The 20788-nt window shown below is 47.5% G+C and carries 24 protein-coding genes and 2 pseudogenes; 17 read left to right on the top strand and 9 right to left on the bottom strand.

Features of this window, described 5'->3' with window-relative positions; all coding sequences use genetic code 11:
- Positions 1–364: 364 nt before the first annotated feature.
- Positions 365–499: a hypothetical protein gene (locus HED65_RS22790; protein WP_262983624.1), complete on the top strand. Its 135-nt coding sequence runs from the start codon at positions 365–367 to the stop codon at positions 497–499.
- 18 nt (positions 500–517) lie between these two features.
- Positions 518–703, top strand: coding sequence for a hypothetical protein (locus HED65_RS19365; protein WP_114979779.1), 186 nt, complete (start codon positions 518–520; stop codon positions 701–703).
- A 93-nt stretch (positions 704–796) separates the two neighbouring features.
- On the opposite strand, the gene HED65_RS19370 is transcribed toward HED65_RS19365, so the two are convergent.
- The 3 genes from HED65_RS19370 to HED65_RS19380 form a co-directional block, all read right to left on the bottom strand.
- Entirely contained in the window at positions 797–991 is a 195-nt protein-coding gene (locus tag HED65_RS19370) for a hypothetical protein (RefSeq protein WP_114979780.1), read from the bottom strand.
- Between the two features lie 167 nt (positions 992–1158).
- Positions 1159–1455, bottom strand: coding sequence for a type II toxin-antitoxin system RelE/ParE family toxin (locus tag HED65_RS19375; RefSeq protein WP_114979781.1), 297 nt, complete (start codon positions 1453–1455; stop codon positions 1159–1161).
- Positions 1442–1702 (bottom strand): type II toxin-antitoxin system ParD family antitoxin, encoded by a 261-nt coding sequence (locus HED65_RS19380; RefSeq protein ID WP_114979782.1) that lies wholly within the window; start codon positions 1700–1702, stop codon positions 1442–1444. Before HED65_RS19380 ends, HED65_RS19375 begins: the two co-directional genes overlap by 14 nt.
- Positions 1703–2020: 318 nt before the next feature.
- Here HED65_RS19380 and vapB point away from each other — a divergent pair, with 318 nt between their 5' ends.
- From vapB to HED65_RS22795, 4 genes and pseudogenes are all read left to right on the top strand, one after another.
- Complete coding sequence (vapB, locus tag HED65_RS19385) at positions 2021–2251, top strand: type II toxin-antitoxin system VapB family antitoxin (protein ID WP_095907153.1); 231 nt, start codon at positions 2021–2023, stop codon at positions 2249–2251.
- Entirely contained in the window at positions 2248–2664 is a 417-nt protein-coding gene (locus HED65_RS19390; protein ID WP_114979783.1) for a type II toxin-antitoxin system VapC family toxin, read from the top strand. The genes vapB and HED65_RS19390 overlap by 4 nt, the downstream gene beginning before the upstream one ends.
- 160 nt (positions 2665–2824) lie before the next feature.
- Complete coding sequence (locus tag HED65_RS19395; RefSeq protein WP_114979784.1) at positions 2825–3157, top strand: SdpI family protein; 333 nt, start codon at positions 2825–2827, stop codon at positions 3155–3157.
- A gap of 395 nt (positions 3158–3552) precedes the next feature.
- Positions 3553–3797: pseudogene (locus HED65_RS22795) on the top strand (hypothetical protein); the annotation flags it as partial.
- Positions 3798–4142: 345 nt separating this feature from the next.
- On the opposite strand, the gene HED65_RS19405 reads toward HED65_RS22795, so the two are convergent.
- Both HED65_RS19405 and HED65_RS19410 read right to left on the bottom strand, forming a co-directional pair.
- On the bottom strand, positions 4143–5213 hold the full coding sequence (locus HED65_RS19405) for a heparan-alpha-glucosaminide N-acetyltransferase domain-containing protein (protein ID WP_114979785.1): 1071 nt from the start codon (positions 5211–5213) through the stop codon (positions 4143–4145).
- A gap of 28 nt (positions 5214–5241) precedes the next feature.
- Positions 5242–5412, bottom strand: a complete 171-nt coding sequence (locus tag HED65_RS19410; protein ID WP_168112413.1) for a hypothetical protein — start codon at positions 5410–5412, stop codon at positions 5242–5244.
- Positions 5413–5947: 535 nt separating this feature from the next.
- Between HED65_RS19410 and HED65_RS19415 the strand changes: the two genes are divergently transcribed.
- The 5 genes from HED65_RS19415 to HED65_RS19435 all read left to right on the top strand — a co-directional run bounded on the left by HED65_RS19415 (position 5948) and on the right by HED65_RS19435 (position 7843).
- Complete coding sequence (locus HED65_RS19415) at positions 5948–6211, top strand: hypothetical protein (protein ID WP_114979786.1); 264 nt, start codon at positions 5948–5950, stop codon at positions 6209–6211.
- On the top strand, positions 6208–6774 hold the full coding sequence (locus tag HED65_RS19420; protein ID WP_114979787.1) for a hypothetical protein: 567 nt from the start codon (positions 6208–6210) through the stop codon (positions 6772–6774). The genes HED65_RS19415 and HED65_RS19420 overlap by 4 nt, the downstream gene beginning before the upstream one ends.
- A 33-nt stretch (positions 6775–6807) precedes the next feature.
- On the top strand, positions 6808–7290 hold the full coding sequence (locus HED65_RS19425) for a DNA-binding protein (protein ID WP_114979788.1): 483 nt from the start codon (positions 6808–6810) through the stop codon (positions 7288–7290).
- A gap of 105 nt (positions 7291–7395) precedes the next feature.
- Positions 7396–7599 carry a hemolysin expression modulator Hha gene (hha, locus tag HED65_RS19430; protein WP_032713766.1) on the top strand — a complete coding sequence of 68 codons (204 nt, stop codon included), beginning with the start codon at positions 7396–7398 and terminating at the stop codon, positions 7597–7599.
- Positions 7600–7612: 13 nt separating this feature from the next.
- Positions 7613–7843, top strand: coding sequence for a hypothetical protein (locus HED65_RS19435; RefSeq protein ID WP_114979789.1), 231 nt, complete (start codon positions 7613–7615; stop codon positions 7841–7843).
- 610 nt (positions 7844–8453) lie between these two features.
- Here the strand turns inward: HED65_RS19435 and HED65_RS19440 are convergent.
- Together HED65_RS19440 and HED65_RS19445 are read right to left on the bottom strand one after the other, a co-directional pair.
- Positions 8454–8893 (bottom strand): annotated as a pseudogene (locus HED65_RS19440) (helix-turn-helix domain-containing protein); the annotation flags it as partial.
- Positions 8894–9035: 142 nt separating this feature from the next.
- Entirely contained in the window at positions 9036–9617 is a 582-nt protein-coding gene (locus HED65_RS19445) for a helix-turn-helix transcriptional regulator (RefSeq protein ID WP_168112414.1), read from the bottom strand.
- 478 nt (positions 9618–10095) lie between these two features.
- On the opposite strand from HED65_RS19445, the gene HED65_RS19450 reads away from it, so the two are divergent.
- Positions 10096–10746: a response regulator gene (locus tag HED65_RS19450; protein WP_114979791.1), complete on the top strand. Its 651-nt coding sequence runs from the start codon at positions 10096–10098 to the stop codon at positions 10744–10746.
- Position 10747: 1 nt separating this feature from the next.
- A complete protein-coding gene (locus tag HED65_RS19455) occupies positions 10748–14377 on the top strand; it encodes an ATP-binding protein (protein WP_223256841.1) in 3630 nt (1209 codons plus the stop codon).
- A 41-nt stretch (positions 14378–14418) separates the two neighbouring features.
- Here the strand turns inward: HED65_RS19455 and HED65_RS19460 are convergent, their stop codons facing one another.
- Positions 14419–15054: a response regulator transcription factor gene (locus HED65_RS19460; protein ID WP_114979793.1), complete on the bottom strand. Its 636-nt coding sequence runs from the start codon at positions 15052–15054 to the stop codon at positions 14419–14421.
- A 1217-nt stretch (positions 15055–16271) separates the two neighbouring features.
- Entirely contained in the window at positions 16272–16916 is a 645-nt protein-coding gene (locus tag HED65_RS19465; RefSeq protein WP_114979794.1) for a hypothetical protein, read from the bottom strand.
- Positions 16917–17188: 272 nt separating this feature from the next.
- Here HED65_RS19465 and tssA point away from each other — a divergent pair, with 272 nt between their 5' ends.
- The 4 genes from tssA to HED65_RS19485 are packed head-to-tail and all read left to right on the top strand — an operon-like array spanning position 17189 to position 20759.
- On the top strand, positions 17189–18205 hold the full coding sequence (gene tssA / locus HED65_RS19470) for a type VI secretion system protein TssA (RefSeq protein WP_114979795.1): 1017 nt from the start codon (positions 17189–17191) through the stop codon (positions 18203–18205).
- A gap of 17 nt (positions 18206–18222) precedes the next feature.
- A complete protein-coding gene (tssB, locus tag HED65_RS19475) occupies positions 18223–18762 on the top strand; it encodes a type VI secretion system contractile sheath small subunit (RefSeq protein WP_114979796.1) in 540 nt (179 codons plus the stop codon).
- Positions 18759–20249 (top strand): type VI secretion system contractile sheath large subunit, encoded by a 1491-nt coding sequence (gene tssC, locus HED65_RS19480; RefSeq protein WP_114979797.1) that lies wholly within the window; start codon positions 18759–18761, stop codon positions 20247–20249. Before tssB ends, tssC begins: the two co-directional genes overlap by 4 nt.
- A 36-nt stretch (positions 20250–20285) precedes the next feature.
- Positions 20286–20759 (top strand): Hcp family type VI secretion system effector, encoded by a 474-nt coding sequence (locus HED65_RS19485; protein WP_168112415.1) that lies wholly within the window; start codon positions 20286–20288, stop codon positions 20757–20759.
- Positions 20760–20788: the final 29 nt, after the last annotated feature.

Consider the following 20788-nt stretch of genomic DNA (forward strand, 5'->3'; position numbering starts at 1 on the left):
AGGTGGCCATGTATTTGATGTGATCTATACACAGCTTTACTTATAACAACCGGGGCCATTCCGTATGGAAAATATCAGTTGACTGATCCTGCCCGCGAATAATGGACACACGACTAAGTGAGCAAACTCTTGACCAGAGGTGAATAACATGGTCAAACCAGCCACAATCAGCAATAAAACCAATACGCAAAAATCCGGTGCAACACTCTCCGCAAATGCGACAGAGGTATGGACTGACCCCACCCCGCTAGACAAATTCTGTCCTCACGACGAGGCCTGTTCGAAGTCCTCCGGACTGACGCCGCCGAGATGACCGTGGTGCCGGGCCGTCGCCGCCATCGGTGCCATGAAAGCGCGCGTCAGTATGAAGAAGTCCAACGTTCCGGCAGCGTCGAAACCAAAGGAAGAGAAACAGGAACGTGTGCTCGACGCACGTTTTCCGCATGCCGGCGAACCCTGGCGGGAAGAAGAGGGGACTATGCTGCTTGATGCCCTCTAATCCGTACCGGACGAAGCTGTGGGCGTTCATCTGTTCTCGCTGGCCGAAAAGCTGGGGCGTACCCCCTACAGTGTGGCCTGTAAGATAGCGGCTCTCCGGAACATGCCAGAAGAGTGGAAAGATCAGTACCGCAAGGTTTCGGATGATATTCGCAAATCAGGCCTGAGCATCAGCGATTATGTTCAGCATAACGGGCTGAATTAACCGCTTTCCGTCCAGTTCTGTCGGAACTTTTTAAACCGGGCCATGCCTGACAGCTTACCCGGTAGCAATAATAGTGGAGGCCGACGCAGAACGTCACTTTTGCCGTTGGATCAGCGTCCAGCGGATGGTTTCCATCAGAAGTTGATAGTGCACAGACAGGCTTTTATCCAGCCGCAGACCGTTCTTCCAACACTCATCCGAAAATTTTTCAGCTTCATTACCGGTACGATCTTCAGGCTGCCGGCTCTCAAGCCAGCGGGTCTGTACTTCATGTGCTGTTCTGTTCATAGCTCATTAGTCCTTACAGCGTTAGTGGGTGACATCCTTGATTTTGCTGTCACGACACGACAAACACATCAGCTTATGATACATTAGTTATTTAAGTAATTGATATTTAACATAAGATAGATTACACGAACTAAGCATTTGATTTAATTGTGATTTCCCCTGTTCGGTTATCTCCAGGGTTCATGCCGCGCCGTATCCTGAGACTGGCTGAGAATACGAATGATCGTAACCACCGAAAGTGATGACACAAAATAGATCATGTGCTGTTCCACCGGCAGCGAGCAGATATCTTCTCCCAGCTCTGCGCGATGCGTGCCGATGTCATGCATGGCCAGCACATCAAACACTGCGGCTATACGGCCGATATACGTATCCGCCTGTACAATCCCAAACTGTCGGAAGCTGTAGTCCCAGATTGCTTCCAGATCTTCTTCAGCTTTCGGTGTCAGCTCAATCTCTTTCATTTGCCACCCTGGCCCTGACATTATTCAGGAAGGCATCCTTGTTCCATGGTTTAGCTTCACCGCTGCTGATACCTTCGGCCAGGAGGTCGCGCAGTGCCTGAAGGCGGGATTCAGCCTGCTTCTCGCGAAGAAGACGCAGCGCGTCTCGCATGACTTCGCTCTGGGTCCGGTAATCACCGGCCTTAACCAGGGAATCGATAAATTCACGCAGCTCATCACCCACGTCTACCGTCATAGTACGGGCCATAACCCCTCCGCATCTCAATGTAAGATTTGTTCTTACATCATTATATCAGCTTACTCCCCTGCTTCCATCTCCGGCATGTTAGCCAATGCCACCTGGCTCTAGTCTGGATATCCGACTTATGGAGTTTTCGGATCTCAGCGGAAAAAGCGAGACGCGCGTATATACTTGACATATCCATATGCCTGACATCTGCATAGGTCATACATACGCATATACTCACCATCTGCATATGCTTTACCTATACAAAGCTGTTCCAAAGGCATATACTTCACCTATGCGGGAATACTCCCTGGCACACTCAGCATATGAGGAAAAACCATGCGCACAGTTTCTATTTTTAAAAACGGCAACAACCGCGCCATCCGTCTGCCCCGCGATCTGGATTTTGAGGGGGTCAGCGAGCTGGAGATCGTCCGGGAAGGGGACAGCATCATCCTGCGCCCTGTCCGGCCGACCTGGGGCTCATTCGCCAGCCTGGAAAAAGCCGATCCGGATTTTATGGCGGAGCGTGAGGACGTTGTCACCGACGAAGGACGATTTGACCTGTGAACAAGACCTATATGCTCGACACCTGTATCTGCTCATTCATCATGCGCGAGCAGCCGGAAGCGGTGCTGAAGCGCCTGGAGCAGGCGGTGCTGCGCGGCCAGCGCATCGTGATCTCGGCCATCACTTACTCCGAAATGCGCTTCGGCGCCACCGGGCCGAAGGCCTCGCCCCGTCACGTGCAGCTGGTTGATGAATTCTGCAGCCGCCTCGATGCCATCCTGCCCTGGGACCGCGCCGCGGTGGACGCCACCACGGAGATTAAGGTTGCGCTGCGCCTTGCCGGGACGCCAATCGGCCCGAACGACACGGCGATCGCCGGGCATGCTGTCGCCGCCGGTGCCGTACTGGTGACGAATAATACGCGGGAGTTTGAGCGGGTGCCTGGGTTAGTACTTGAAGACTGGGCAAAGTAATAATGTCATGCCGCCATCCGGCGGCATGGCCGTTATTCAGTTATGCTAGCCGTGTTTTTTTCTTGCCTGGCAAAATTGTTATGATCCTGATTCATGTCCGGGGCAGGATCCTTTCCGGTTATGTGGTGATTCCTGCTTAATAATGAAAAGGTGGGGTTGGATGAACGATAACTTTTTCTATCTCAGTATTGGCAGCCTATTCCTGTTTATTATTGCTATACCTCTTGCACGACAAAAGGTTAAACCGAACAGATGGTATGGTGTTCGCACCTCATTAATTTTGAATCATCCTAAGATCTGGTTTCAGGCCAACCGTATTTATGGACTGTCGATGATCATTTCTGTTTTTGTCTTTTTCTTAGTGTCAGTATTGTCAGGCATTTGGCGCAATGGTGACAGCAACGCTGACCTCATTATTGTGTTGTTTATCATTGAAGTTTCAGTGCCTGTAGTCGTTACATTTTTGAAACTCATTGTAATGAAAAAGGAATGATGCAGCATGAACGAAACAAGTGATTTCCTTAATTCAATAGGGAAAAACTAACTTAAGTGATGCCAACTGTCTGGAGATTCATGGAGCCAGTCTGCTGTGGGGGGGATATCGGGACGAGTTGCAACGCTGGAAACAGAATGACCGCGATCAATAACCTGTTTGACTGCTTCAATTTTAAACTCTTCGGGATTAGGCAATAGGTCGCGTTGAGTCCCCGGCTTTCCGGTGAGTCCCGGCGCCTCAGCCAGGTTACTTTTTTTCTCAAGGGACGCGGTATGGTCGTCAGGAGCCGGGGTGGCCAGTCCTGCTTTTAACGCTGCCCCGTGAATATCCTGCGCCGTCAGTTTGCCTTCATTATGGCCGGTGGCGTAGATGGCACTGTGATAGGGGTATGTTTGGATATCGAAAATTATTGTACGTTAGGGTGGTTTTGTGCTTCAGCTCGCCGGCATGACCCGGATTGCTACTTTCTGCTCCGTGCTTTCGACAGCCCTGAAAGTATGTCTGCTGTGCTCGATGTTTTTTATGCCGATGATGAATGCGCAACGGTCCGCGTGAAGACGTTACTCATTATATCGACAGTTGCATTAAAACGCTGATAAGGCTGTCTCCGGAAAGCGTGGAAAAACTTAGGGGTCAACATAACCAGGCTCTCTCTGGTCTGAAAGGAAACAACGCTCTGCAGCTGGCTTATGACAGGGATCAGTCTGGATATAAACGGTAAGCCTGTTTTTTAACAGGCTTACCCATAGCATCAGGGGGTACTCTCGCGCTATACGACGTTTTCAGGAGACCAGGCACCTGAATGACATATCAATATGCCCGGTCATTATTCCTTCACACTGACAGAACTGGTGAACAAAGAGCATATGTGGCCATTAAATGAGGCGTCAGAGGAGGTAATTTTTACTTGGCGTGATTCAGGTATTACTCATGTCGAAATTTGTCCGAGAGAGAAAAACACTTGTCAACTATCTGATTAACATTATTTAAATACTCGGTTCTTACATAGTTCTTTTGTTTTAAAAAACATTTTTCTTATAAAAGACGGAAAAAAACATACAAGCAATGAAAATAGTAAAGAAAATATAAATGTCGCCCCCTGAATCGGGATGCTCTTAGGTATTAAATTTATATATATAACAACAAATAAAGAGTGCCATAACTGCAGGTAAAGCAGTATCTCAAAAATCACTATTGAAAAAACATAGATTTTTAACGAATTTCTCCCGACCTGCTCCAGACAATTAAGGTTGATGTAATGCATATTTTTCACCAGCAAATAAAACCAAATGGCAATGCCAGTACATATTAAGAGAAAGGATGGTGTCCATAGTTTTTTAATGACTGGCATTGATAAAAAATAAAAAAGGCTAAAGCCCATAAGAATACAAATAGCGCCACAGAAGAAACCATTGATATTGCTGATATTATCAATTCTTTTCCCGAATATTAATCCTGACAAAGTGGTTAAGACCGCTCCGGTAGTGCTAAATATCCCTTCGGAGTCACCGTGCCTTCCTGTGGCAACATCATAATAATTAGCGTAATCTCCAAGGATTAAATCATCTAAAACATCAGAGATGTTAGAGTATTGATTGTAATCATTCCATACGTATAAGATAGTTAACCACAGTATAAAAAGTGTTATAAATGTTGTTTTTAGAGTTTTATTGCTCATATAAAGAAGCATCAGCCCGACAACTCCGTAGCATACACCAATGCGCAGTAAAACTCCCATCAGTCTTATATGCTCTTGCTTAAATAGAAAAAATGTCATTAATTTCAATAAAACACCAACAAAAGCAAGAGTGACAACTTTCGAAATTATGGTTTTGAAATTTATCCGGCTAAAACTATGAGACAAAGATAGAGAAATACCCACAATAAATAGAAATGTTGGGAATACGGCATCTGCCAGCGTCAACCCTGCCCACTGAGAATGCTTTAATGTTGCGGTTGTGATCCTCAGGTCAATTGGACTGTTAACAATCAGCATCAAAAAGACAGTGAGGCCTCTCATGCGATCAACATATCGATTGCGGTCAATATTCATACATAACAATTAAAGTGGGTACGGAATATTATTTTTTACAAACACTAATATCAATTACACCAGGGACTTCAATTCCTGCGTTAATTAAATCACACATAGCAGGGGTAGGGTATATTCCAAGCTCAGCAACATCATCATCAGCCATGACGGAAATGGAAAATATAGACAGAATGAATGTAATGACAGATAATTTAAACATTTTAACCTCTTATGAAATTTGTTTGAAATGATGCTGGCATTATTACTAATGCCAGCATTTTAAATGCTAGCAGTCATTAAGAATACTGCAAGAAAACATAAGGATAATGGCCTAATTTAATGCTACGAATTTTAATAGGTTGACTTATCACCTTCCTCGCTTTCTATTTCTTCATAAATAAATATAATCTGACTCTCGGTAATTTATGTTAAAGAGGCAGCGAGGATTACCGTAACGTTTCCCCATTGCGCGTCCCAGTTTTCATTGCAGGTACCCTTTATATATCAGCTTACTCCCCTGCTTCCATGTCGGCATGTTAGCCAAAATAACCCATCTGTAGTCTGGAGATCCGACTTAGCATCTTTTCGGATCTGCCCGTCGGGAAACACGCAAAGGATATGATAATCAAGCCAAGTGCATAAAATCATACTGAATGTGATATTTATCATTAATCACAAAATCATATCTGATATGATGTTTGCACATTGAGTATGATTTTATACTTAACCGGACATTATCAGACGGAGCGTGCAGGATGGATGAGAAAGACGTGAATTTTTCACTCAGCTATGAGCAGCTGACCCGGATAGCGGAAGCACGTATCCGTGAATGCGAGCTGGACAGCCAGGGCGCTAAATACATCAGCGAATCGAATAAGGCCAGCACTCTTCTGGGATTCTGGTATGAACTGGCTATTACTGGTGCGCCAGTGAAAAATTACGAACAAACCAAAGCGCTCATTGACGCCGATCAGCAGCGCCTCAGAAAACTCATCTGGCCGGAGGCTGATAAGCAATGACTCAGGCGCGCCGACCATCGCCGCTGCAGCGGCGTGTACTGATTGTGCTGGCCGCCCTCGGTGCGAAACGTCCGGGGCCGGTGGCGACGCGGGATATAGAGCGGGTGCTGGAGCAGGGCGGGGACGCCCCGGTGTACGGGCCGAACCTCCGCGCCTCCTGCCGGCGCATGGAAGCCGCGGGCTGGCTGCGCACCCTGCGCGCCCCGAACATGCAGCTGGCCGTCGAGCTGACGGATTCCGGTCGCGGTATTGCACAACCGCTCTACCAGGAAGAACGTGAGGCTGAAACGGCACGACAACGGCTGACAGACGTCCGGCGTCTGCCGTTACGCCAGACGGCTGCAGGTGATGCGGTGCTGCTGCAGCTGGATGACGGCCATTACACCATCAGGGAAGCGGCCTACGTGATCCGTCTGGATGGTACCACCTGTCTGCAGTTGACGGATGATGGAGGTATACGCCAGATAAAAGAGGGCGATCCCCTCCAGGTGGCCAGTTGGTATCAGACCTGTTTTGATGCAGGACTGCCGGCCACCATCCAGGTGAATGAGAGTCGGGACTGACAGATACCACATACAAGGAATGAGAACAGAAGAATGAAATTAACAGAACCCAAACTGAATACGCTGATCGATAATCTGAATGCCCTGATTTGCGAGGACAACCTGCTGACGCGCCAGGAGCGCGAGGATTTGGTCCGGGCCGTCGCCGCCATCGGTGCCATGAAAGCTCGCGTCAGTATGAAGAAGTTCAACGTTCCGGCAGCTTCGAAACCAAAGGAAGAGAAACAGGAACGTGTGCCCGACCCACGTTTTCCGCATGCCGGTGAACCCTGGCGGGAAGAAGAGGGGACTATGCTGCTTGATGCCCTCGAATCCGTACCGGACGAAGCGGTGGGTGTTCAACTGTTCTGGCTGGCCGAAAAGCTGGGGCGTACCCCCTACAGTGTGGCCTGTAAGATAGCGGCTCTCCGGGACATGCCAGAAGAGTGGAAAGATCAGTACCGCAAGGTTTCGGATGATATTCGCAAGTCAGGGCTGAGCATCAGCGATTATGTTCAACATAACGGGTTGAATTAACCGCATCCCGTTCTGTTCTGTCGGAATACGGGGTTGTCTCATAGACAGCTCTGAAGTGTATCACTTAAGATAAGCGACTTTTCCCGGTGCTATTGCAGAAATTACATGACCAGACAGGAATGGCTGTTACGTCTAAGACGCTGTACTTCCAGAGACACGCTTGAAAAAGTGATAGAAAAAAACAAATACGATCTGACCGACGACGAACTGGAACCCTTTAATGCAGCTGTTGATCACCGACTGGCAGAATTGACGATGGGAAAGCTATATGACCGGGTACCGCCAGGTGTCTGGAAATTTGTGAAATAGAATAGGTGACCTTATGAGTTACGGCTGGCTCTTCGAAAATCCAGATGATGAAATTTCGGGTGATATTTATATAGCTCTGGAACAACTCCCTCCGGAGCTAAAACAGGCTGCATTGCAGATAGTACAGAATCAGATTGATCGTGATACTGCAGAGAAAAAACTGGCAGATCTAATACAGCGACTCGAGTTTGATATAACCGCAGCAGAATTGTCAGCGTATCTTTTTAAACCGGGCCATGCCTGACAGCTTACCCGGTAGCGATAACAGTGGAGACCGACAGAGGACTTCACTTTTTCTGCGGGATCAGCGTCCAGTGGATGGTTTCCATCAGAAGTTGATAGTGCACAGACGGGCTTTTATCCAGCCGCAGACTGTTCTTCTAACACTCATCCCAAAATTTTTAAGCTTTATTACCGGTACGATCTTCAGGCTGCCAGCTTTCAAACAATTGGGCCTGTACTTCATGTGCTGTTCTGTTCACAATCTTAGTCCTTACCACGTTAGCGGGTTACATCCTTGATTTTGCTGTCACGACACGAAAAACACATCAACCCACGATATATTAATGATGCAAACGATTGATATTTAGCTTAAAATGTATTAAGCGCAGTTACGTTGTGGTAGCTAAGTTGTAATGTCCAATCTGGGGCTAAGATTAAGATTTCGGTGGGTATGATCAAGTAAGGATTACCATGACGGCTGTCGCAGCGGAGTTTTTCACTTTGCGACTCAAGATATACTATAGTCATAAGGACATCGGAACTTTCCCTACCCCCGGATATCTCTACTTAGCCTTGACAAAGACTGTAGCAGCAACTTTCTGCAAAACTTTGGTGAAAGACATCGCCTGGATTCTAATACGCAGTGTTGGTGCTGCCGTGCGCCATACCAGCTCGGCAGCAGGTAACCATCTCCGGATGGTTGAAGCATGTATCGGACAACCGGTGATATCGCGGATTTTATCGCCAGCAGTTCGGTACTCCAGCGGGAATGCTGATAACCAAAATCACCGGGAGAATGCTTAACAAGCTCACGCAACAATGCTCAAATATGTTCGAACGGCCAGCGTCTCCAACGCCTTGACGGTAATGACTTAAGGCCTTCAACACCTGATTGCGTAAACCAGTAAATCCAGCGGCCAATGGATTAACGGACACAACAGAGTGTTCTGGCAATAACGCTGACCCGCTCTCCCCGATGCAGCATCACCATAGCCGTAAGCCTGCGGGTATGATTTTTATCACGAGTCTTGTGGATTGCTTTCTGCATCAGGCGTAGTTCGTCATGGGGCATTGGTGCCTGATCGTCATCGCTCAGTCTGGTTGGTGGTTTGTTTCTTTTTGGCGATTGATCGGATCGCACAATCCAGGCTGAGTTCCCGCCAGGTGATCTACTATTTGGTGTAGCTATTTAGTGGTGTGAGGGCATGTATTCCTTATTGAAGGATATGTTTTTTTAATTCCTTAATGAATTCTTTTCTTTTAGAAAGCTTCAAGTAGAGGTCGTGCCGTGTTTCTATTTGCAGTTTTTCTCTTATTGAGCTGATATGCGTGTAAATCGTTTTAACACTCAAGCGATGTTTTTTTGCAATTTGCATTGAGCTCAACCCTGAAGCAACTTCTTCTGCGATTTTGATTTGTGCCGCAGTGAGATTGATGCTATTTATTGTGTTCAGATAAAGCTGGGCGCAAGAAAAATAGTTTTTCTGATTAACCACTTTATTTGTTTTTTTTATGAATTCTTCCAGTGATTCATCCTCATAGATTACATTTAAATCGCTTCTATTGACTGTTATGGATGACTTATTAGATATGATATTGATGCATTTACGGGTAGGATACTTTTGCACGGCGAGGAATAGCTGAGAGGCAAGCTCAATGACTGAGCTGTCATGTCGGATATCAATGATGAGCAACTTTGCATCGCTATTTATATTGAGTGCCACTGTGTCAAAAAAGTGGAGTACGGCTAGCCGGGTAAACTGGCACTCCGACATAATGCAAATTTTTTTTTCCATTGCAATCTCATCCTTTTCAATATCTGGGTTGATGTTCCCCGTCTTCGTATAAAAGCAAACCATAAGTGCTTGATAATGATAGGGAGTAAAAAAGATATTGGGATGGTGTTTATTTGTATATCAGAATGAATGTCGTCTTATGTCAGGAAAGCGCCCCGTACTCTTATGTAGTTCTTTCCTTACTTACTTCTGCCTGTGTTCGCACACCACTTATCTCTCTTCAAACGCCCGGAAGTGTAAGCTGTTTTGCTATATTGCCTCTTTTAACTCAGGGAAACAGACGCAGTACCCTCTCTTAATGGCAAGAGGGAGCCTTGTCGCTACACTCAGTGTAGGAGACTGGCGATCGGCTCAGGCTAAAATAGGGGGGAAGGGGAGCCTTTGACGGGGACAACGGAAGGGTGTAACGAGCGCATTTCCTCCTGGAAATGAATTTGTTATGGTATCACTGGTGTCAATGACTTTGTGAGATGGATTCATGTCTAATATATTTATTGTCGATGATCACCCTGTTGCCCGCCTGGCGGTGAGGATGCTGTTGAATAAAGAGGGGAACACCGTTATTGGTGAGGCAGATGATGGAATGCAAGCGCTCAGTCAGCTACGCCATCTCACTCCTGTGCCAGATGTGGTAATTATTGATCTGGATATCCCTTCTCTGAGCGGGATGGAGCTGATTGAAAAATTGCGGCGCAGCGGTTACGAAGGCGGTATTTTGGTCTTAACCGCCCGGGACGATGAACATTATCAGAACCGTTGTATGGGCATTGGTGCTGATGCCTTTATCAGCAAGCGCAATAATCTGGAAGAACTGGGGGATGCCATGCGAGCGATCTCCCGCGGATATGGTTACTTTCCACTGAAACGTTTGCATAAAGGTGCCAATCATCTGCCGGAACAGGAAAAAGAAGCGATTGCCTCCCTGACGATGCGGGAGTTAAAAGTTTTGCAGGAACTGGTTCGCGGTGGCCGCATTGTTGATATTGCTCAGCAAATGCACTTGAGCACCAAGACCGTGAGTACTTATAAGAGACGCATGCTCAGCAAACTGAAGTTGGATGTTGATCCTGCTACGAATACTACGCTGGCATTGGTCGATTTTGGCCGCCGTCATAAACTGGATACCTGAGTTGAACGCTTTCCTGAAAGCCGCATTGGTTTTGATTGTTCTCTGTGTTGGGGGTCTTCAGAATGCCTCCTCCGCCCAACTTTTACAGATTTACAGCCGGGAGAACTATAGGCCGCGGGACTTTTATCTCGAGGATTCAGCCTGGCGTTGGTTAGGTGAAAAGCGGGTCCTGAATGTCGCCGTTTGGCAGCCTTCTATTTCCCCTCTTGATATGTTCACGGATGAAGGGGTGTACGAAGGGATTACGGCAGATTATATCTGGCTCATTTCTCAGTATCTCGGGCTCCGGGTGGTTGTTCATGAATATGCTAATCGTGACGAAGCTGTCGCCGCGTTGAAAAACCGTTCCGTCGACTTGCTGGTGGACCCGACCGGTAAGATGCTGCCGATTGGGAATGACAATGGGTTAATCGCTACTGACCGCATTATCAGTGATAATCCGGTTCTGGTGAGCGCTCGCAAACATGGTGAAGAAGTCTTTCACTACACTGAAGGAATGCAGCTGGCCGTCTCTCGTTGGTATACCGATTATCACTGGTTGGAACAGCGTTTTCCCCATGTACGAATCGTAGATTTTAATTCGGATGATGAGGCGTTAGCCTCAGTCGCCTTTGGCAACAGCGATTTTTACATCGGCAGCCTGGTGGCTTCGACTTACCAGCTTGACCGAAATTACGGCCCTTATCTGGAAGTAAAGGAATCCTACTCCGAACGAGATACAGGGGGTCGATTCGTGCTACGGCAGGATAACACGGTCTTACTTGAGAGTATAAACCGCGTACTGGCTGCTATTCCGGATACGCAACATCAGCTTATCTTGCAGCAGTGGGGGGAGCGTGCTGATTTGTGGCGCGTGGGTAAAAAGATTTCATTTACGTCCATAGAGCAGAAATGGTTAGCAAACAATGCGGTAGTGAAGGTGTCTGTCAATAAATTCTACGCGCCATTTACCGTCATTGATGACCAAGGGCACTTTTTTGGTGTAACGGCCGATGTCCTGCGGCTGCTTCAACTGCGTACCGGCCTGCGTTTTCAGAGTGTTCCAGCATACAGCGTGGATGAGATGTCGGAAGAAGTTCACCAACATGACGCGATGTTCATGGGGGCCATCAGCGAAAGTGAGGAGCGCAGTAAGAATTTGCTATTTTCCCGGCCTTATTTCTCTTCGCCTTTTGTGATGGTTGTCAGCGCCGTGCGCGGTACAAATGTTGCCATCGCTGCAGGAAACAAAATAGCCATCGTAAAGGGAAATGCGCTGAAACAGACGTTGAGATCGAGTTACCCAGGGGTTCAGATTATTGAGGCGCCCAATGCCAATATCGCTATGCAATGGGTGGTTGAGGGGAAAGTCGAAGCGGCTGTGAATAATCTGTTTAGCACAACCTATATGATTGACCACTACTTTAAAGGGCAATTGGTTATCGTAGGGCAGGTAGGGCAGAAATCAGCCGCGATACGTTTTGCGGTTAGTCGTGACCAGCCTGAACTACTTAGTATTCTTAATAAGGGCCTTGAGAGCATCAGCCCGAACAATATGGCGGTTATCCTGAGTAAATGGCAAACCCGACCAGACGTTAAGTTGAACACATGGGATATTTACCGTACTCAATTCTTGCTATTGGCGGGGGGCGCTGCCGTAGTCACATTCATGTCATTCTTGTGGATCTTCTATTTACGTCGAGAAGCCACCGCCCGCAAGCAGGCGAAGAAAAATCTCCAGGCGCAACTCAGATTTAATGAAACCCTGCTGAACAGCATACCAATTCCTCTCTATGTGGTGGATCGACATGGTGAAATGGTTATGTCAAACCATGCATGGGGTGCTTTTTTCAAAATAAATCAGCGAGATAAGCTTAATAAAGGGATCCAGCATGCGGATAACCCGCTACATGAGGTCTGGAAGTGGCTCACCCCGCTGTTAGGGGGTGATGAGCATCACAATAAAAGTGACACCCGAACGGTACGACTTTTCGACGGAGAAGACGAACATACCATTGTTCACTATGCGATGACTTATTCCCGTTCAGGCGCCCACATCGAGGGGTTGATCTGTACGTGGATGGATATTACCGAACATGAAACTCTGGCCGCGGCGTTATCAGAAGCTCGAGAGCACGCCGAACAGGCAAATCGGGCAAAAAGCACGTTTCTTGCCACCATGAGCCATGAAATCCGGACCCCGGTGAGTGCGATCATCGGCTTGCTGGAGCTAGCGGTAAAAACGTCCGATAGCCAAGATAGCGATGACCCCGTACGCGTGGCATGGAGTTCGGCAAAAACTCTGATGGGAATTATCGGTGATATTCTGGATATGGCGCGCATCGAGTCCGGACGTCTTGAGTTATCGCCGGAGTGGGTACGAACCACGGAGTTATTGACCCCTGTGGTCAGGATATTCGAAGGATTGGCCCGGCAGAAAAATTTACGCTTGCGTTGCTCATTGCCGGCGGTTCTGCCCTATGAAGTATTCATCGATCCGCTGCGTATTCGGCAGGTGATTTCCAATCTGGTGGGCAATGCAGTAAAGTTCACGGAGAAAGGGGGCGTAGATATTGATATGGATCTACTGCCCGGCGCCGAAAGTGAACATGCATTGCTAAAGATCAGCGTGCAGGATACGGGTAAAGGGATCTCCCCTCTCGAATTGAAGGATATCTTCGAACCTTGGGTACAGGCTCAGAACGGTGCCATTCAGGGCGGTTCCGGGCTGGGGTTGGCGATCTGCGCCCAGCTTATCCAGATGATGGGGGGCGAAATATCGATGACTAGCCAGTTGGATCAGGGTACTAAGGTGACCTTTACGGTTCCGGTAGAACAGAATATGGCGCGGCCTCTGCTTCAACCGACTCCTGAAATGGAACCTTCCAGGAACCTTGTTGCGCTGCGCATTCTGGCGGTAGATGACCACCCTGCGAACCGCTTGTTGCTAAAACGGCAGCTCGCTCTTCTGGGTCACCAAGTAACAGAAGCACGTGACGGTAACGAAGGTTGGTCGCTGTGGCAGTCTGAACTGTATGAAATCGTGATTACTGACTGTAGTATGCCGGGCATGGATGGATTGGCATTGACCCGATTGATTCGTGAACATCAGACGAAGCCGACAATTATTCTGGGGTTGACGGCCAATGCCTGGCCGGAGGAGCGCCTCAGGTGTCAGGAGGCTGGAATGGATGACTGTTTATTTAAACCCTTGCAGTTGCAACAGCTACAAAAAATTCTGGAAGATGCTGCGCAACGTCTGTATCCACATCCAATGGTTGAAGTCTCTCTTGAAAATTATTTGAATTATGAGGGGTTACGGAACCTGACTCAGCACGACGAACAACTCATGAGAGAATTGCTGGACACCACATTGAACAGTAACGCTGATGATTTATGCACCGCGCAAGAGTGTGTTGAACGCGAAGACTGGCGAGAACTGGCGGTTTGTATACACCGCATTTCCGGTGCAACACAAATTATTGGTGCAAATGTATCGGCGCAATATTGTATGAATCTTGAATCACTGTGTAATCAGGATGCACCTTCGCGTTCAGAGATTATGCAGGCTTGGGAGGAAACGAAAATTCACCTGGATACGTTGAACCAGGTTATCCAGAATTGGTTACAGGTGAGCAAGAAAGTCTCATGACATGAAAGCCGCATGCACTCACAAGAATGCATGCGGTTGTTTTACTCGATCAGCGCATGGCGTTTAGCCAGTGAAAGCAAATCGACGATATTTTGGGTCTCCAGTTTTGTTTGTAAACGGGCTTTGTACGTACTGACCGTTTTGCTGCTGAGCAACAGTTCCTCAGCGATGGCTTTATTGTTCCAACCCCTGGCAAGATACTGTAAAACAATCATTTCGCGATTAGATAAAGAGCTTATACGTTGCGATTCGCTGTCACTCTGGCTCTGTATAGTGCGATGACCTTGCGGAAAAACGCCTAAGGGAAAATAAACCCGCCCGGAGAGTAGCGTTTTTACGGCTTCCCATAATTCATCCAGCGCCTCGTTTTTACCAATAAACCCTTGTGCGCCGGCCAAGGCGCTACGGCTGGCGAAGTGTTCCTGATTATGTGAGGAAATCACCAAGATCTTTTGCTGCATCCCTTGAGCGCGCATACGAGAAATAACTTCCAGCCCGTCCATCTTGGGAATACTAATATCAAGTATAACCAGTGAGGGATACAGCTGTTTGGCCAGGTGGATAGCGGTAGGGCCGTCTGATGCTTCACCCAAGACCTCAACATTATTTTTTTCTAAAATAAGCCTTATGGCCATTCTCATTAAAGGATGATCATCAACAATCAAAGCACCTTTCATGTTATACCTCATCAAAACAAATCGATAAGAAGACGGAAATAATTGTCAGTATGCGGTGTTATGCCCTGTAATACGTCGTGCATGAACTAGCAACATCCGACAGACATTTCCTACAAAAAGAGTCGATTTAACTGAGAGAACCGTATAAATAAAATGGGTATACTTCAGATATAATAATGATATATATGAAGGGATAATCTTTGTTGCCGCAGGCACCGCGGCAACTTTTTCCTTTTACATAACCCATTTGGTTTTTTCTCTTAGTCATGAACTGACCCGAACGAGCTTTATTATTCTTGAAGTAGGAATTTTCCTGTATCGTCCTGACGGAGGGGGGAGGTAGTACAAATCGATTTTTTTGTAGTCCAAATCGCCTGATTGTAGTCCATGAGGAACATTCTAACAATAACTGATCCCTTGGCTCAATGATGTCCGTGTGATTATTACCCTAATTAACTCTCTGTTCTTCGTGTGTCGTGACTGATAGATGGCCCAGCAACACTTGACTAGTCTGACGTTGCATCAGGCCAGCGTTGCTGTAACTGCAATGGCTAATCTGGACTGCTGAAAAAGAATGCTATGTTCATCGACTAACTGCATTCACTGCATATAAAAAGTGGAACTTTCCTGCAGGGTTTGGCCATTGTCATTGGTGTCGGTAATCACCAGCGTGTATTTGCCGGCACTCACATCCTGCAGCTCGTCCTGTGAGCCGCTTTAGAGCGCCTTGCTGAACTGACCTTTAGGATTCAGGTTGGCATCGAAGATTTTGCCTTCCAGGGACAACTTGCCTTAGACCTCGACGCCGAAACTTACCACCGCCATATTGTCCTGGAGGACGTGTTAACCCTTCAGGCCGGGAATGCTGAAGCTATCCGTATTCTCCTATTCTGCCTGCTTGATCTGGATCTCAACACTGGTCAGTCAACTGTCTGCATGCGTATAGACGGTGTTGCAGCCGATTTTAGGCGTGGGAGAATGGATGACTGCGTGTTCAGAACGGTACTCACGCGCTGATCCAGCAACATCCTGACGGTCCGCTTAGGACATTCCGGGGAGTAAAGGTTTGCTGATTTCGAAGTCATTTAGCGTCTCCTTTCAATGAGAGTTTATTCTCCCGGAAACCCGGTGCGATTCAATACGCTTGTTTGTATAGGCATTTTCTGGTGCTGAAGGCAGGGTGAGTTCGGTTTGCATCGCACTACCAAGAGACCCAGTCAGAACATGCCGGGCATGGGCACGTTGGCGGGATATTTGCAGTATAAAAGGTAACCATGGCCGAAGGTATTGTTAGCATTATCGTGGTTGACAAGATAGTCAAATGCAGGCTGAAGCTCTGTTTGGCTGCTTCGGTTAAATCGCATAAAGCCTCTGTTGGGATCGAATAGATAGAAGAAAGTCGAATCGCAACAAAAAGCAAACGCATGGTCACCGCTCGGGCTCTTCACTGTGAAAATACCGCAGGGGAACCGCTCCCGGTGTTCTACGATTTTTTTCAGAATCCTGTTGCAGTCCGCCGTAATTAGTATGTCGTTACTTCTTCCTCTGCTGTGAAAATTATCTGGATGAGATTTTTTAATACTTTCAAAAATGATACGGATATATTCAGAATTGCTTACCCCTTGGGTGCTGTTATATCTGGACTGCATGCTGGCGATTTTTTGATACGCATGTTCGGGACTAATGTGCGTCTCTGAGAAACTAATTATTGTATTGGCACTGGCTAAGGTGATCACATAGGTAGAGGTTGCCAGACACATTCCCTGATGCAAATGTTGGCGGTTGGCGTCAAAGTAGCAACTTTTATATTCACTATTGTCACCATACTCATACTTACTGAAGAGTTCATCGCCTTTATTCATCGCGGTCTCCTTACGTAGAGTGGTTCTTTTTTTAAGAATAAGTGCGGTCAATATCTTAGATAAAAATGCTGCATCTAAAAAGAGGACGAGAGGATAAGGGATGTAGGGAATTGATGACTTTCAATTTTGGGTATTAATCAGCTTGATGTCGGATGCTTCCTACAAATATTGAGGAGAGGAGATGACGAAAGCTTTGAACAGATTGGGTTAGCTTTAACGACAGCACGGATCTGGCGTCCGGTATTTGAAATACAGTACAGGAGTGATGGGGAATGTATTCTCACGATGACATACAAGCGCTGATATTACGCCCTGCAGGTAGCGATCTGGAATTCGATCCGCAGTTTCATGCCCTGCTTCAGGTACTGGAAGAAAAAGAGGATGTTCAGTACGGCGATCGCATCTACCTGCCGGATGAGATTGACTGGCGTTGGGTTGAAGAGCAGTGCGGAGAATTACTCCAGCGTAGCCTCGATCTTCGGATTGCCGTTTATCAAAGCTATGCCTTGCTGAAATGCGAAGGAATGGAAGGTTTCTGCGCTGGTCTGGATCTGCTTCACGCGCTCATCGAACAGCGCTGGGACGATCTGCATCCCCAATTGCTGGCGGAGGATGATTTTGATCCGCTGCTGCGCCTGAATTCGCTGGCGTATTTATGTGCGCCAAATACGGTTGGGAAAGTGCTGGGACGTTTACCTCTGCTGGGGAATTCAGACGAGGAAGGTGTGTGTTTTGCCTGGTTGGAAGGCGAGATGGTTTCCGGTAATGACCAGAACGCTGAGGTGCGGAGAAACGACAGCATTGAGAGGTTGCAACGTTTATCGGCGGAAGATGAAATCGCCGCTTTTCATGATTCGTTTTATGTGTTGCAACGGATGCTTGATGCCGTGGAGCGCATTCATAGTGCACTTTGCGAACGGGTTGGGGCGGTGGCCGGGTTACCTTTGCAGCCGCTCAATGCCATTTTGCAACGCAGAGTTGCGCTGCTGCGCCCTTATCTGAAAATACCGGTTGAGGGCGAAGAGGCGCTGACGGCTCATGCGGAGGTGGGTGCGACTTTATCACATCCATTCTCCGGAAGCTGCCGCGGTCGTGCCGACGTTATCCGGGCGTTGGATGAGGTTTGCCGGTATTACCGCAGTCATGAACCGAATAGCCCAATTCCATTATTGATAGAGCGAGCAAAGAAACTCGTCGAGATGGATTTTTTGCAAATCATCAATGAATTAACCCCTGAGAGCATTGAGAAAATTAAAGGTCTCGTCGGGCTCAATGACCAGGACGACTAAATGAAAAGGATAATCACATGGCAATAAAAGACAATGGCCAAAAGTTTATTGGGCGCAATCGGGCTCCTCGTGTGCAAATTGAATATGATGTTGACGTTCAAGGTGATGATAAGAAAGTTCAGTTGCCATTTATTAATGGGGTGATCGCCGATCTCTCCGGGGATAATCGTCAGGCATTACCCCCCATTGCTGATCGGCATTTTTTAGAAATTGATGTGGATAATTTCGATGACCGTTTACGGGCGATTAATCCTTCCATTGAGATCAGTGTGCCGAATGCGTTAACCAATGAAGGCGAGATGGTGCTGAAATTGGACATCAGCCAAATGGATGACTTCTCCCCTGGGGCTATCGCGCGCAACGTAGAGCCCCTACGCGAGCTGCTGGAGGCACGTAACCGGTTAGCCAATTTGATGACTTATATGGATGGCAAAACGGGTGCCGAACAACTGGTTGCCGATCTGTTGGCTAACGAGGCGCTGATGGGATCATTGGGTGCTCAACTGGGCGAGAAGGCGGAAACGCAGGAAAATGTCGTCGAAGGAGATAAAGAATGAGTACGCAAACAGAAAACGAAATTAACACCTCGGCAACGGTTGAGCTCGCGGCAGATGATTTTAACAGCCTGTTAAAACGGGAGTTTAGGCCTAAGACATCACAACTGCAAAATGCCGTTGAACATGCGGTGCAGACACTGTCGCAGTATGCGCTGAGGCATACGGAACTGATTGTCGAAGATACTCAGGTTACGATTGAATCTCTGATTGCGGAAATTGATAAAAAGCTTTCTGCACAGGTCAACGCGATTCTCCATCATGAAAAGTTTATTCAGCTTGAATCCGCCTGGCGTGGTTTACATTTTTTGGTCAGCAATACTGAAACGGATGAGATGCAGAAGATCCGCTTCCTTAATGTGTCGAAAAGAGAATTGTATCTGGACCTGCGTAAATATAAAGGTGTGGCCTGGGATCAAAGCCCGCTGTTTAAGAAAGTTTACGAACAGGAGTATGGTCAGTTTGGCGGTGAGCCCTACGGTGCGTTAATTGCCGATTTCTATTTTGACCACTCTCCTCAGGACGTCGCGCTACTCAGTGCGATGGCTAAAATCGCTTCCGCAGCCCATGCGCCATTGATTTCAGCAGTGGAACCGTCGGTGATGATGATGGAGTCCTGGCAAGAGCTGGCGAACCCGCGCGAGATCAGCAAGCTGTTTATGACGCCGGATTATGCCGCCTGGCGTGATTTCCGTGCCTCTGAAGATGCCCGCTACGTCGGCCTGACGTTACCGCGCTTTCTGGCGCGTATACCCTATGGTGCCAGTACGGCTCCCGTCGAGGATTTTCACTTTGAAGAAACGACAGAAGGGAAAGCGGAAAACTTTGTCTGGGCGAACTCCGCGTATGCGATGGCGGTCAATATTAACCGTTCTTTCAAGGCTTACGGCTGGTGTTCACGTATCCGCGGCGTGGAGTCCGGTGGGGCGATTGATGGCTTGCCTGTTTACACATTCCCTTCAGCTGATGGCGGGATCGACACCACCTGCCCGACGGAAATCGCCATTAGCGACCGTCGTGAGCTGGAACTGGCAAAAAGTGGCTTCATGCCACTGATTTACCGTAAAAACAGCACTAGTGCCGTCTTTATCGGCGCGCAGTCTTTGCATGCGCCCCAGGAGTATGATGATCCGCATTCTACGGCCAATGCGAATTTGGCGGCGCGTTTACCCTATTTATTCGCCACTTGTCGCTTCGCGCATTATCTGAAATGTATTGTGCGTGACAAAGTCGGCAGTTTTAAAACGCGTGAGGATATGGAGAGTTGGCTAAATAACTGGATTAATCAGTACGTAGAGTATAACCCGGCTACCGCCTCGGATGAGGATAAAGCGCGCAAGCCTTTAGCCGGAGCACAGGTTGTTGTAGAAGAGGACGAACGTAATCCGGGCTATTATCGCTCTAAGTTCTTTTTGCAACCTCACTATCAGTTGGAGGGGTTAACGGTTTCATTGCGCCTTACTGCCAAGTTACCGTCGGCTGCTTCCTGATATTCCATAGACTTAATTTATCAATGAGGATGTATTGTGATTTTATTAAAGTTTGCGACAGAAATTAAAGGCAATTCCAAGGTTAAAGGCCATGAGGGGTGGATTGAGTTTAATGACATGCTGCTTTCTTCAGGGCGTCATATCCATGTGACTAACAGCGAGCGTGAAACCGGTCAGCCTTATGTTTCTGAGCTCATTTTGAACAAGGATGGAGATATTTCTTCGCCTAACTTGTTTCTGCAATCTCTGACGGGAAAGACTCTTGGAGAGACGACCGTTCATCTGATTCAAACCGCAGGAGAAGATAATACCAATCAGGTCTTTATGGAGCTGAAATTGGCCGAGGCGATTGTTAGCGGCTATTCAGCGAAATCGAGCGGCGGTCGCCCTACGGAAAGCATTCAGATTAACTTTACTAATATTGAATACGCATATACAGAATATACCGGTAAGGATAAAACGCCGGAAGTCCGTAAAAAATGGGACCTGTTGAAACACGCACCAGCGTAAATTTTTTTTAGCCCCAGGCAAGTGTGACA

Origin of the sequence: Pantoea sp. LS15 (genome assembly GCF_012241585.1) — a bacterium.
Classification (GTDB): Bacteria; Pseudomonadota; Gammaproteobacteria; order Enterobacterales; family Enterobacteriaceae; genus Enterobacter.